The organism is Brevibacterium sp. SIMBA_078, from assembly GCF_046534565.1.
Classification (GTDB): domain Bacteria; phylum Actinomycetota; class Actinomycetes; order Actinomycetales; family Brevibacteriaceae; genus Brevibacterium.
In genome coordinates, this window is sequence record NZ_JAWRYQ010000001.1 from 1,336,289 (window position 1) to 1,349,743 (window position 13,455).

11 protein-coding genes are annotated in these 13,455 nt (G+C 60.5%); 3 read left to right on the forward strand and 8 right to left on the reverse strand.

Translation table 11 applies throughout. The features are described 5' to 3' along the window. Positions 1–9: 9 nt before the first annotated feature. Positions 10–708 carry a helix-turn-helix domain-containing protein gene (locus SB749_RS05960; RefSeq protein ID WP_410709511.1) on the forward strand — a complete coding sequence of 233 codons (699 nt, stop codon included), beginning with the start codon at positions 10–12 and terminating at the stop codon, positions 706–708. 329 nt (positions 709–1,037) lie between these two features. On the opposite strand, the gene SB749_RS05965 is transcribed toward SB749_RS05960, so the two are convergent. Continuing rightward, entirely contained in the window at positions 1,038–1,538 is a 501-nt protein-coding gene (locus SB749_RS05965) for an SRPBCC family protein (protein ID WP_410709512.1), read from the reverse strand. Between the two features lie 464 nt (positions 1,539–2,002). Between SB749_RS05965 and SB749_RS05970 the strand changes: the two genes are divergently transcribed. Then, positions 2,003–4,084: a hydantoinase/oxoprolinase family protein gene (locus SB749_RS05970; RefSeq protein WP_410709513.1), complete on the forward strand. Its 2,082-nt coding sequence runs from the start codon at positions 2,003–2,005 to the stop codon at positions 4,082–4,084. Then, positions 4,081–5,919 carry a hydantoinase B/oxoprolinase family protein gene (locus tag SB749_RS05975; protein ID WP_410709514.1) on the forward strand — a complete coding sequence of 613 codons (1,839 nt, stop codon included), beginning with the start codon at positions 4,081–4,083 and terminating at the stop codon, positions 5,917–5,919. Before SB749_RS05970 ends, SB749_RS05975 begins: the two co-directional genes overlap by 4 nt. Before the next feature lie 64 nt (positions 5,920–5,983). On the opposite strand, the gene SB749_RS05980 is transcribed toward SB749_RS05975, so the two are convergent. The 7 genes from SB749_RS05980 to SB749_RS06010 all read right to left on the reverse strand — a co-directional run bounded on the left by SB749_RS05980 (position 5,984) and on the right by SB749_RS06010 (position 13,448). Then, positions 5,984–6,673 (reverse strand): FadR/GntR family transcriptional regulator, encoded by a 690-nt coding sequence (locus tag SB749_RS05980; RefSeq protein WP_410709515.1) that lies wholly within the window; start codon positions 6,671–6,673, stop codon positions 5,984–5,986. Between the two features lie 194 nt (positions 6,674–6,867). Then, a complete protein-coding gene (locus SB749_RS05985) occupies positions 6,868–7,680 on the reverse strand; it encodes an HpcH/HpaI aldolase/citrate lyase family protein (protein WP_410709516.1) in 813 nt (270 codons plus the stop codon). A gap of 37 nt (positions 7,681–7,717) precedes the next feature. After that, a complete protein-coding gene (locus SB749_RS05990) occupies positions 7,718–9,091 on the reverse strand; it encodes an MmgE/PrpD family protein (protein WP_410709517.1) in 1,374 nt (457 codons plus the stop codon). 14 nt (positions 9,092–9,105) lie between these two features. Next, positions 9,106–10,260 (reverse strand): acyl-CoA dehydrogenase family protein, encoded by a 1,155-nt coding sequence (locus SB749_RS05995; protein WP_410709518.1) that lies wholly within the window; start codon positions 10,258–10,260, stop codon positions 9,106–9,108. Between the two features lie 4 nt (positions 10,261–10,264). After that, on the reverse strand, positions 10,265–11,425 hold the full coding sequence (locus SB749_RS06000; RefSeq protein WP_410709519.1) for a CaiB/BaiF CoA transferase family protein: 1,161 nt from the start codon (positions 11,423–11,425) through the stop codon (positions 10,265–10,267). Positions 11,426–11,502: 77 nt separating this feature from the next. Then, positions 11,503–12,030 carry a MaoC family dehydratase gene (locus SB749_RS06005; RefSeq protein ID WP_410709520.1) on the reverse strand — a complete coding sequence of 176 codons (528 nt, stop codon included), beginning with the start codon at positions 12,028–12,030 and terminating at the stop codon, positions 11,503–11,505. A gap of 68 nt (positions 12,031–12,098) precedes the next feature. Continuing rightward, positions 12,099–13,448 carry an MFS transporter gene (locus SB749_RS06010; RefSeq protein ID WP_410709521.1) on the reverse strand — a complete coding sequence of 450 codons (1,350 nt, stop codon included), beginning with the start codon at positions 13,446–13,448 and terminating at the stop codon, positions 12,099–12,101. Positions 13,449–13,455 lie beyond the last annotated feature (7 nt).

Consider the following 13,455-nt stretch of genomic DNA (forward strand, 5'->3'; position numbering starts at 1 on the left):
GGAGTGGGAATGAAGAGTTCTGAACAGGCGCCGGCGGAGATCGGAGTCATCGACCGCAGTGCGGCCATCCTCGAAGTCCTCCAGGACTCGCCGATGACGGCTGCCGAGGTGTGCCGCCGCCTCGGCTATTCGAAGTCGACGACGTATCGGCTGCTGACCGATCTGCGGACGCACAAGTTCATCGTCCGTGACTCCTCGGGGCTGCTGCGGTTGGGGCCCTTCCCGGGCCGGCGCAATATCGCCACGACGAACTCGGTGCTCGACCATCTGCGGACGATGACCGGGGAATCCGTGCAGCTGTGGGTCCGAGTCGGTGAGGACCGTGTGTGCGTGCGCAATGTCGAAGCCGATCATGAGCTGCGCGTCTCGCGCGGAGTCGGGGCGGTGCTCCCGCTCGTCGATGGCGGCTCGGCTGCCCTGGCGCTGTGCGGGCCGGGAAACCCAGCGGAGTTCTACGCGACGAAGCAGGCACGGGTGGCCGGGACCGCCTCGGCGAGTGTGGCCTTCACCGTCGAGGCGATCGTGTTCGCCCTTTGCGTGTCCTACCCGCTGACACGGGAGCCGGACAACGTCGCCGGCGCCTATCGCAGCCTGCTCAGCCGCGCGGCCATCGAACTGCGGGCGCTGCTCGACGGCAGCGAGGAACTCGAAGTGCTGCGCGATATCGCCCGGCTGGCGCTGGGGGCCCGGAAGCAGACGGGGGAGTAGGCGGGGGAGTAGGCGGGACCTTTCCGCGCCTTCCGTCATTAGGTGGTCGTTTTGGTCACGTTCTGTTGAGCAACGCGTGACCAGAACGCCCACCCAAGGACGGTGAAGTCGCTGCAGCGAGGTATTCCGCCGTTGGTTCGGTCGGCGGATGTAGGTCACTCGGCCGGAGGCTGGCCGAGGTAGAAACCGGTGGTGCGTTCAGCGGCGGCGCGAGCCTGATCGACCGGTGTGCCTGCCGCCGCCGAGGCCTCGCCCCAGCGGGTGCTGGAGGTGCGGACGAATTCCTGTGCCGGCGCCGAGGTGACCCACTCGTTCTCGTCTTCTGGGCGTCACGTGCCGGCCACGAGATGGTTGGCGAGACCGAGGAGGGAGATGTCCCACCCGACCCCGGTGGCGCCCGGTCCGAACCGGACCCAGAAATCGGCGTTCGCCTCACCTGCGTGCGAGTGCTCGAGGGTGAGGCGTGCGCCGCCGTCTGCCTCGGCGATGCGGACGGTGACGTGGCTGACTCCTCCCGCGAATTCCCAGGTCAGCGAGTAGAAGTGGGGCGGTTCGCAGCTCTCGATCGTGCCCGAGGCATTGCCTTCGATCTGGTAGCGGTCGCCGAGTTCGAGGTCGCCGCTGACCGGAGCGAACCAGCGCTGGAGCCGGACCGGGTCGGTGCAGGCTTCCCAGAGGTCGGCGACTGTGGTCGGGTAGGTCTGGCTCAGCGTCTGGACCGTGTGCTGGGTGTCGCTCCCGACGGTGATGTTGAGCCCGCGGTCGACGGCGTCGGCCTGCGCGGCGAGGACCTGGTCTTCGGTGGGGCGACTGGAGTCGGAGGTGGTCATCAATGCTCCTCGAAGGTCGTCGATGATCTGACGGCGGTTGAAAGTGAGGTGCGGGAGGTCCGCCGAAGATCGGCGGTACTTCATGGTAACCAAGGATGCGCAGCGGTGGAATGGTGTCTGATTCGGCTTCTGCCAGACGGCACTGTCACTTTGCGCGGGCGATCTCGGCTGAGAGCATGTCCAATTGCGGGACCCAGCAACGACGGAATGGAGTGAGCCACTCGTCGACGCCGCGCAGTGGTGCCGCCTCGGTGTCGAACGGAGGGGAACTGGATCCGGTATAGAAGGGTATCCCGATCGCTTAAACATCAGGTATTTATGTAAGTATTCTCGTGATTTCCCGGAAATGTTGTCGGAAATTGGGTCTAGCGGCCTCTATATATCTGATGTATATTCGCTTCAGTGGTGCGCACAGAGCAGTGTCAGCCATCACTGAAATCCTCCTACACATTGATTGGACTTCCATGAGACGACTTGGAGTTGACGTCGGCGGAACCTTCACCGACCTGGTCCTATGGGACGACGACGGCACAACCACAGTACATAAGACACCTTCGACCAATGAGGACCCGTCAGTCGGCACGATGAAGGGGATCTCTGCGCTGGCGGTCAAAGCGGAGATCGACCTCGAAAGCATCGACATGTTCTTCCACGGGACGACTGTGGCGACCAACATCGTCCTCGAGCACAACGGTGACGATGTTGGACTGATCACGACTGAAGGGTTCAGGGATCTCCTCCACATTGCGCGGAAGAAGCGTCCTCTGAACTATTCGAACTATCAGGAGCTGCCTTGGCAGAAATGGCAATTGGTTCCTCGCCGAAACAGGCGGACAGTGCCCGAACGCATAGATGCGTCCGGAGCCGTTCTCACCTCGCTGGACGAAGACGCCGTTCGACAGGAAGCGCGGCTCCTGCGGGAGCGTGGAGTTGCTGGGGTGGCCATCGCGTTCCTGCACGCCTACAAGAATCCCGCCCACGAACAACGGGCACGCGAAATCGTAGAGGAAGAGTTCCCAGAGGCGTTCATCTCGCTGTCCAGCGGAGTTGCCAGCCAGTATCGAGAGTACGAGCGATTCTCGACGACCGCCCTCAACGCCTTCGTCGGACCGAAGACATCGAACTACATCTCGAAACTCGTCGACGAGGCGAGTGCCGCGGGCGTGAGCGACGACGTCCACCTCATGACCTCCGCTGGCGGACTCGTCACTGCCAGGAGCGCTCGCCAAACCCCGGTTTCGCTCCTGACGAGTGGTGTCGTCGCCGGGCTCATCGGAGGCTGCGCAATCGGAGCGGCCTCCGGCTATCCGAGCGTAATCACGCTTGATGTGGGTGGCACTTCGGCCGACGTCGGAGTCGCACCCGACGGACGTCTGCGGATGAAACACTTGCTCGATACCCGTATCGGCGACTACCACGCAATGGTTCCCATGGCTGAAGTCGACACCATCGGGGCAGGCGGTGGCTCGATCGCATCGATCGACGAAGGAGGCATGTTCCGTGTCGGCCCACGCAGCGCCGGTGCGGTGCCGGGGCCCGCGTGTTTCGGCCGTGGTGGCACTGAACCCACCTCGACTGATGCCATGGTGGTCCTCGGATGGTTGCGTGAGAAAAGCTTCCTCTCGGGAACCATGGAAGTCCGACCGCAGCTCGCAGAAGAGGCAGTGAGGAAACAAATCGCTGAACCCTTGGGCCAGAGCATCGAGAAGGCGGCTATGGGCATCTTCACGGTGCTCGCGCATTCGATGACCGAAGCGATCAGTCTGCACTCGGTCCGCAAGGGCTACGATCCACGAGACTTCTCCCTGGTCGCCGAAGGCGGCGCCGGTCCGCTCTTCGCATGGCATATCGCAAAGCAACTCGATATTCCGCGGATCATTGTGCCAACGCACCCTGGGATCACTTCAGCGGTGGGCCTCCTGGCCACCGATATCCGCTACGAAGTTCCGACCACGGTGTGGACTTCGTCGGATGAGGCAGACATCGACCTGCTTGCGCGCGAAGTCGCTCGCCTGACCGACCAAGCCGTCGCGCAGCTCAAAGGCGACGGAATCCCTGATGAGCACATTGACGTTGAGTGCAGCGTTGACTGCAGGTACGTCGGGCAAGGCTACGAACTGCGAGTTCAGGCACCGAGCGGTGAGATCGATGCCGACTGGGTGGAACGGGTCGCTCAAGCCTTCCACGAGCAACACGGGCGTATGTACTCACAACGGTTTGACGACAAGCCGGTTCAATTGGTCAATGTGCGGATGACCGGTATTGGAATGGTGCCTCAGATCAGGCTTCCGAAGATCGATGTTGGCGATGCCGACTCCTCTCCTGCGAAGGTGGCGACGACACAGACTCTGATGTGGACGGATGACGCGGGCGATCCGGAATGGGTCGATACAGACGTCTATTCCCGAGAGCTTCTTTGTTCGGGCAACGTATTCGAAGGACCGGCCATTGTCGAACAATTCGATTCGACAACTGTCATTGGAATCGGGCAACGGGCCACAGTTGATGACCTCGGACACATCATCATCGAAAGGTACGCACAATGAGTGAAACGACAATGCCGAAGACAGGTGTCTCGCTGGCTCCTGAGGTTCCTCATCGCACGTGGAACCCGGTCGAGGTCGACCCAATCACCCTGCGTGTGATCGGAGGCGCCCTCGATTCCATGGCGAAGGAGATGGCCCAGGTTCTCTACCGGATGGCGTATTCGAGTCTCATCCGAGAATCAGAGGACTTGGGAGCTGGAATCTTCGATGTCTATGGACGGGAACTCTGCGAATCGGACTCGACACCGATGCACTGTGGGTCGATCCCTGCCTATATCAAGGGAGTGAATCGACGGCTTGCAGGAACCTACCGTCCCGGAGATGTGATTCTCCATAACCATCCGTACCACGGTGCAGCTCACTCGCCTGATTACGGAATCATCATTCCCATTTTCTGGAACGACGAACACATCGGTTTCGCCGGATGCACAGGGCACGTATCGGACATTGGCGGTAATTTCCCGGGACTGTGCATGGACGTTGTCGACGTCTGGGCAGAGGGCAAGCTGATGGACTCGATGAAGATCTACGATGCGGGCGTGCGCAACGACATGCTCATTCAGCACATCCTCGACAACGTCAGAACGCCGGAGCAGAACCGCGGCGACCTCGAGGCGCTCGTGTCATGCGCTCGTATCGGGGAAAAGAGATTCGTCGAACTCCTCGAGACGTATGGCCTCGATACTGTGATGAGCGCGAGCGAAGCCTGGATGGACTATTCGGAGAACATGCTCCGGAGCCGGATTCGCGAATTGCCGAACGGCAGCTATGAAGCACCGATCGGCTACCTCGACGATGATGGGAAGAACCGCGGAGTCCCATTGAAGGTGGAGGTCCGAGTCGACATCGAAGACGACGAAGTGCTTATCGATCTCACCGGTTCGAACGACCAGGTTCCTACAGCATTCAACGTTCCCTTCGAAGGCTCGGTGTTGCCGGTTGCGGTGAGCGCCATCCGAACGATATTGCTCGACGAGGAGACGACTCCGGAATACGTCCCTCAAAACGACGGCTGCTTCCGTCCGGTCCGGGCCTATGCCCCCGAGGGAACAATATTCAACCCAGACTTCCCTGCTTCGTGCTTTGCTCGATTCTCACAGGTCAATCGTGTCTTCGACTCGATCAACTTGGCGTTGGCACCGATTCTGCCGGACCAGGCGGTTGCCGGTTCATCGTCCGCGCTCTGCGCCATCGCATATTCGGGAGTTGCGGAAGATGGAGAGAGCTACTGGGTGTACATCGAGATCAATGAAGGTTCGTACGGTGGTCGCAATGGCCGAGATGGGCTCGACGCCGTCGACGCGCTGATGGCGAATACGAGAAACAACCCGATTGAGGAACTCGAACTCAACCACTCCATGCGCGCCGAACGATACGAGCTGCGCGATGAATCTCCGGCACCAGGACAATGGAGAGGCGGCATTGGCAGTGTCCGCCGCTGGCTGATGATGACAGACACCTTCCTCGGGTCCGAGGCCGACAATCGAAGCGATCCGCCCGCGGGTGTGTTGGGCGGCGCGGACGGAGTCTCCGGGTCTTTCGTTCGCAATCCTGGAACGGCACGAGAAGAGGTGCTCCATTCGAAGGTCACTCAGGAGATCGTTTACGCAGGAGACACCTTGGAGATCCGGATGCCCTCAGGAGGCGGATTCGGCGACCCTTTCAGGAGAGACCCCTTTGCGGTTCTCCATGATGTATGGGATGAGTATCTGACCTCGGAAGAGGCTGCTCGTGATTATGGTGTCGTCATCGATACTGAACGGTGGGTCGTCGACGATGCGGCAACGTCGGCACTGAGGTCTCGAGATTCTCAAGTTCGAAACGCCGAGAATTGATCTGCGTAATGCTCAGCACTAGTGAGGGCCCTCTTCTTGTAGGAGGGCCCTCACTAGTACCGAATCAGAGACCGCGACTGCGGTAGTACTCAGAGACGGAATCCAGATGCTGGCGCATGAGTGACATCGCGGCCATGGAGTCACGTCGGACGATCGCGTCGAAGAGCGCCGAATGATCGTGGCTCACGCTGGTGCCGATGTTTGCAGCAGCATTCGCTTCGCCGACGATGTTCTGCAGTGCATTGAACAGAGGGATCGTCACGACTTCGAGCAAGGGGTTGTGCGCCGCCTCGACGATCTGCTGATGAAAGGTCGAATGGCTGGAAAACGATGATTCTTCGCTGCGCAGACTCGGATCCGAGTTTCGCAGCTTTTCCAGGTCGTCGTCGGTTCGCCTCGAGGCGGCATAGCCGGCTGCCGGCACTTCGGTGACGTGTCGGATCTCCATGAGATCGTCGATTGAGATCGAGTCGGAGGTCGCCAGGAGCGTGACTCCGACTTCCAACTGCGAACCCAAATGACCGACCGTCGGAATCGTGACGAATGTGCCCCCGTTGACGCCGCGAACGCTCTTGACCAGATGCTCGCTCGACAGGGTACGCAGTGCTTCGCGAATGGTGCTCTGTCCGACAGCGTAGGTCTCGCGCAGATCGGCATCCGAGGGCAGGCGAGAGCCGGGAGCAAAGGTCCCGTCGAGGATGTTTCGACGGATCTTCTCAGCAACGACGGCGTAGGCGGTTTTCGACTCAACCATCTGAAGTCCTGACCGTCATTCGGTTGAGGCGGGCGCACTGGGGCATTCTGTCCACTCTCCTTGTCAGGCTCGTCGAGTCGGTCGTCTGCAGCCGAAGACGATCGCCTGTGATGCCATGGTAGTGCGATAGCCGTCCACAGAGTGCTTGGCTCGCGCACATCCGTGTCGGATCGAGGTGCCGCCGGGTACTCAGGTCAGTGGGCCCTGGCGAGAACACTTTCCGCCCTGCGGATGATGACTTCGTCGACGAGCTCGCCATCGAGGACGAACGCACCTGCAGCTCGGGATTCAGCTTCGGAGACCACAGTCGCTGCCCAAGCCACCTCTGACTCGCTGGGGGCGAACTCGCCGCGAATGATTTCGATCTGTTTCGGGTGGATCGCCAGTTTGCCGTCCATTCCGTACGCTGACGCTATTGCGGCGGCACGTCGCAGCCCCGCATCGTCGGCCACAGTGGCATGCACCGAGTCGATGACGGGAACGTGGTGAGCGCGACCTGCGAAGAGCAGTGTCGCCCGGGCGAATGCGAGCAGGTCCTCGAACACACCGGCGGTCCCTTTTGTGTCGCGCGCTCCCAGATCCAATTGCAGATCTGCCGTTCCCAAGGCCAAAGCATCGACGTTGGGGTGAGCCGCGATGCGATCGGATTCGACGACCCCGCGAGCCGTCTCGACGAGGGCGACGACGCTGAAGCCAGCTAGCTGAGTGAAGGGCTGATGTGATTCTGCCATCGGAACCATGACGGAACCGAAACCCAACTCCCGTGCGAGCTCGATGTCTCGTTCGGAATGAGCAGTAGACAAGCCGTTGATGCGCAGGCAGGCCCGTGTCGGAACGAACTCGGATCGCCGCAGCAGGCTTCGGGCTGTCTCCTTATCTGCTTCGCGAACTCCGTCTTCGAGGTCGATGACCATCTGGTCGCTGACAGCAGCGGCTTTCGCGAAGCGCTCGGGCCGGTCTGCCGGGACGAACAGCCATCCGGGGCCAGACAGGTCTGTTTTCGGCATGTTCGTAGTGTTGACGTTCCCTGGCCCGGATCCGACGTCAACCACAGAAACCTCCGATGACAGCGGCGGCTGGTCGGTCGACTGGAGCATCTGTCACGATTGCTGCGATCTCCGCTGCCCGCGCGGAGCCGACGACCGGGGCAGCGCACATGGAGAACTTCTCAGCTACCTCGGCGTTGGTCAACGGACGGGATTCGTGACCACGATTGATCTGCTCCGCCTCGTGGAAAGCAGTGCCGTCGTCGAGCGTAATAGCCAGGTCTCCTGAGAAGGCCTTCGGATAGAGGCTCTCTGGGTCGTGTTCGACGTCCATCTGTGCAGCTACACTGAGAACCGACTCATCGGTGCGAGCCTTTTCGTCGAGTTCCGAGAACGTGATCTGCCCATGCCGCAGAGCAGCAGCTGTGAGATAGGGCAGGCTGAACTTGGCATCGTACTCGCTGCGGGGACGCAGCTTGTCCGCGGCCGGTTTGCAGACCACCGCGCCTGGTACATCGTGGATCTTCGCCGAGATCGATGTGATTCGGTCGAAGTCGAAGTTCGGTTCCTGCCGGAGACGCAACGCGATATCGATGAACGAATGGGTGAAGTGGCACGTGGGGAACGGTTTGACGGCAACATTCGCCACTTCCCACGACTCACCGAGGTTCTCGAACGCTCCGAGCCCCGGGACGCTTTCGTCCTGGATGTGAGTTCGATAAAGACCGAATCGGCCTTCGTAGATTTCCGTCGGGCCCGTGTATCCGGCAGCGGCGAGCGAGACGGCATGGAGACCTGCGTTGGCCGCCCAACCTGGGTGCAGCCGTTTTGTCGGAGCTCCCTCATCGAGGAACTGGAGGAGGCCGGAGGAGAACGAACCGACGATGCCCTGAGCGTCAACGAGTTTGTCGATAGGAAGTCCGCGTAAGACGCCGACACCGACTGCCGATCCGAACGCCCCGAGGATGCCCGTGGGGTGGAATCCTTTGTCGTGGAACCGTCCGTCAACGGCCATTCCCAGACGAGAGTTCACCTCGATGGCGAGAATGTAGCTGAGCAGCAGGTCGCCGAAGCTGATCGATTCGTCAGTGGCGCTGGCGCTGATGACAGCAGCAAGAGAGGAAGCGCTGACGTGCGATACGGCCGCTATGTGCGTGTCGTCGAAGTCATGGCCGTGGATCATCAGACCGTTGGCGATCGCTGCTCCGGTCTTCGAGAGCGTGGTCGAGCTGCCGATGACCGGTGTCTCACCGGGGTTGAGCTCCGCGAGTCCGGCCAAAGTGACTGCTGCGAATTCCTGATTGCTGGCGGCAAGGGCGACACCGACGGAGTCGAGCAGAAGGTGGCGGGCACGCGACTGTACGTCTGACGGAATGTCATCGAGGCTGATCGAAGCAACTGATGAGGCAATTGATTCTGAGATGCTGGTCATGAGAACTCCTGATATCAAATCGCGGTGCGGCCGGAGAAGATCGACTTGGCGATCACTGTGTTGAGGATGTCATTGGTGCCCTCGCCGATGCTCATCAGAGGTGCATCGCGATACAGCCGTTCGATCTCATACTCCTTGGAATAGCCGTAGCCGCCGTGGATGGACATCGCTTCGATTGCGGATTCGAGGGCGACTTCTGAACAGAAGACCTTTGCCATGCCGGTCTCTCCGTCTGCCCGACCTTTGAGCAGCGACTGAGCCGACCAGTACATCAGCTGACGCGCCGCCTGCACGCGTGTTGCCATCCGTCCGACCCGCAGTTGGATCGCTTGGAAATGGGAGATGGGCTGACCGAAGGATTCGCGTTCCTGAGCGTAGGTGACTGATTCTTCGAGTGCCCTTTGCGCGATGCCGACGGAACGTCCAGCGATATTCACTCGTCCCCATTGCAGGGCAGAGAGTACCTGCTGCATACCTCGGCCCTCGACTCCGCCGAGCAGAGCGTCGGCGCTCACTTCGCAGTTGTCGAAGACGATCTCACAACTCTCGGGGCCCTTGTAGCCGAGCTTCGGGATGTCCTTGGTGACTTCGAAACCGGGGGTGTCCGCGCTGACCAGGAGGATGCTCATTCCCTTGTGAGCCGGTGTTGTTGCGGTATCGGTCTTCACGAGAACCGGCAACGGATCGGCATGCCTCGCATTGGTGATCCACATCTTGGCCCCGTTGATGATGTACCTGTCGCCGACCTTCTTCGCCGTCGTCTTGATGCCCTGCAGATCGGTCCCGGCATCGGGCTCGGTCAGAGCGAGGGCTGTGCGCTGCTTTCCCGAAGCGAGGGCGGAGAGATGCTTCGACTTCTGCTCGTCGGTGCCGTGTTCGGCGATCATCTTCGCCGCCATCGTGTGGCTACCGAGGACTCCAGCGATGCCCATCCATCCACGGGCAAGCTCCTCGAAAACGATTCCGAAAGAGACAGGATCGATGTTCAGGCCGTCGTGCTCCTCGGGGATGGTCAGCCCGAACAGTCCCATCTCTTTGAGCTTGTCAATGATGTCAGTCGGGTATTCACCCTCTGCCTCCATCTCTCGGGCTACGGGGATGATCTCCTTGTCGACGAAAGTCCGAAGCGATGTCTTGAAATCGCTCTGTTCTTCGCTGAGTTCGAACATTCTCTCAGGCTCCTTTGCTGTTCGTGGTGGTGTCGAGCTCTTCCAGGAGCTCGGCGCGGTGTTCATCGATCGTCGGGGCGGCAAGATTTCTCGTCAGCGGCGGTCCGACTCGCGGTGCCGTTGCAATATTGCGGATCGTTCCCCACCGATGGTGTTCGGTGTCGAAGACCAGACCCCGTTCGGTGACCAGTGGGTCTTGCAGCGCCTCAGCCACACTCTTGACCTTGGCCACGGGAACTCCGGCTGTCTCCAACAGTTCGACCCACTCATCGGCGGTGCGCTTGAGGAACGCTTCGTCGAGGATGTCGAGGAGCTCTGTACGGTGCTCGATCCGATTGTCGAAGCTTGAGAACCTGTCTTCGGTCAGTCTTTCATCTCCGACCACCTCGGCGAGGCGGAGATAGAACTTCTCTTTGGCACAGCCGACGGTCATCCAACCGTCGCTGGTCTCGAAGGCTTGAAACGGGACGAGTGACGGGTGGGAGGACTTGGGAGTTCGCTGCGGCTCAAATCCCTCGTTGAGGTGCCAGTTGCCCACGTAGGTCAGCATCGACACCGCCGTGTCGAAGAGGCTGAGGTCGCAGTCAGTGCCCACTCCGTCTCGACGGGCGGCATGGACCGCCGCGAGCATCGAGATTGCGGCGACGAGTCCGCCGCTGAAGTCGACGAGGGACAGACCTGATTTCGTGGGTGGTCCGTCGGGCTCGCCCGTGATGTCCATCCATCCGGCTGCAGATTGGAGCATGTAGTCGTAGCCCGGCCGCTTCGCTGCCGAACCTCCGCCATAACCTGACAGGTTGCAACACACGATTTGAGGATTGATTTCTTGCAGGTCAGCGTAGGTGATGCCGAGTTTGGCCGGAACATCGCCGCGGAGATTCGAATAGACGACGTCGGCGCTGGCAACGAGGCGGTCGAAGATCTCACGATCGTCTGCATCACTCAAGCTCAGTGCGATGCTGCGCTTGTTTCGGTTGAAGGACTCGTAGAAAAGCGAATCGGTATCTTCGCGAAACGGCGGAACGTAACGTCCGATATCGCCGCCGGTGTTCGGGTCTTCGATCTTGATGACATCGGCGCCCAGATCGGCGAGTTGCATGGATCCCCAGGGGCCTGCACCGTACTGTTCGACAGCGATGATTCGGATGTCTTCAAGGGGCTGCATCCTGTCTCCTCTTGAGCTCGTTGTGTTGTCTTGATGCGTAGTCCGCGGCTGCGGGAAAGGCGTGCTCATCATGGTGCTCAGCTGTAGTCGCTGACCGAGTCCGTCGCGTCGGGGAAATGCCCTTGGCCGATTCCGCTGTCTCTCGTGGCGATCATGACCGAACGCTTCCAGCTGACCACGGTGACGCCGTCCTGGTTGAGGCCGCGAGTCGTCATCGAGATGATGCCTGCGTAGTCACGGGACTTCGACCGACGAGCCTCGGTGCACACGCTTTCCGCGTAGAGCGTGTCGCCGACATAGACGGGGTGGCGGAAGTTGATGTCCGTGAAGGCGAGGTTCGAGATCGCGTTCTGACTCATGTCGAACACGCTCAGGCCGAGCACCATGGCCACAGTGAGACCGGAGTTGACGATGATCTTGCCGCCGGTGATCGGATTCTGCGAAGCGAAGTGTTCGTTGAAGTGGTTCTGGTTCGTATTGAGGGTCAGGTTGGTCAACCAGACGTTGTCTGCCTCGGTGATGGTGCGTCCGAAAGGGTGCTGATAGATGTCACCGACGGTGTAGTCCTCGAAGAACCGGCCGATGGTGGCGTCGTGGATTGTCATGTTTCTACTTTCTTAGTGGGCAGTGGCTGAAAAGTCAGGGGAGTGCTGTCTCATCGGAAAAGGCGAGATCAGGAGATCTCTTCGAGGCTGCGTCCGCGGGTTTCGATGGGTATCGCAACGACGACGGCGATCATGCACACGGCCATAGCGCAGACGAAGCCGATGGGGCCGAAGATCCCGAATGCCACGAACAGTCCCGACATGACGAACGGCACGACGATCGACGCGCCGCGAGCGAAGGTGTATGAGATGCCGGTTCCGCGCAGACGGAAGCGGGTCGGATAGAGCTCGGGCATGTAGGAGTAGAGGACAAACGTCACCAGGGTGTAGATCGCAGTAACGAGCAGGATGCCGATGATGACGATCATGAGGATCGACTGCGCGGCCGCATAGGCCAGGCCGAGCGGTATGACGATGATCGAGAACACGACGATTGCCGTGCGGCGGTTGAGCTTATTGATGAGCAGCAGGCAGACGAGGCCTCCACCAGGTGCGCCGAGTGCCATCGCCGTCGTATAAGCCAGGGAGTGGGAGACGTCGATGCCCTGTTCGACGAAGAACGTCGGCATCCAGGAGATGAAGCCGTAGACGAACATGTTGACTCCGACGGCAAGGACGGTTCCGAGTATGGCTAGCTGCCAGAAAGGGCGCTTGGACGTCGATGATTCGTCGGAACGGCTATCGGCATCGGTGTTGCTTATTGATGCGGACGGATTGTTAGCCAAGGTCGTTGCCGACTTTGCTTCGAACCGTTCGACAATCGACTGGGCCTCGCTCAGCCGTCCTCTGACTACTAGCCAGCGAGGAGATTCCGGGCATCTCCGCCGTGCCAGCCACACGATGACCGCCAGGACAGCCCCGATGACGAACATCCATCGCCATCCGAAATTCGAGATCACCAATGCGCCGATGGCGGAGGCGAAGAGCAGACCCGAGTTCACGAGGATGCCGAGCGCTGCAGTCCACCGCCCGCGATTGCGCGGAGGAATGAACTCGCCGAGGATGGCAGCGGCGAGGACGAGTTCGGCACCGAGGCCGATGCCCATGACGAATCGGGTTCCGACGAGGAATTCGAAATTCGGAGCCAGCGCAGCGGCGAACCCAGCGACGGCGAAGATGGCCAAATTGATCTGATAGCTCATCCGGCGACCGAACTTGTCACCGACAAAGCCAGCCGTTGCTGCTCCCAGCAACATGCCGAAGAACGTCATCGACATGAAGACTGCGATTTCGTGGACGCCAGCGAAGCCGGTCGAGACCAGCGCCGCCGAGACACCGGCTGCGACGTAAATGTCGTAGGCATCGATCATGGCGCCGGCGCCGATGTAGGCGAAGAGCTTCCTGTGCTCGGTGTTGGGGGTGAGCGCATCCATGCGCGCCCCGATTTCTATCTGTTCTGCAGTGGTGTCAACGGACATCCTTGTC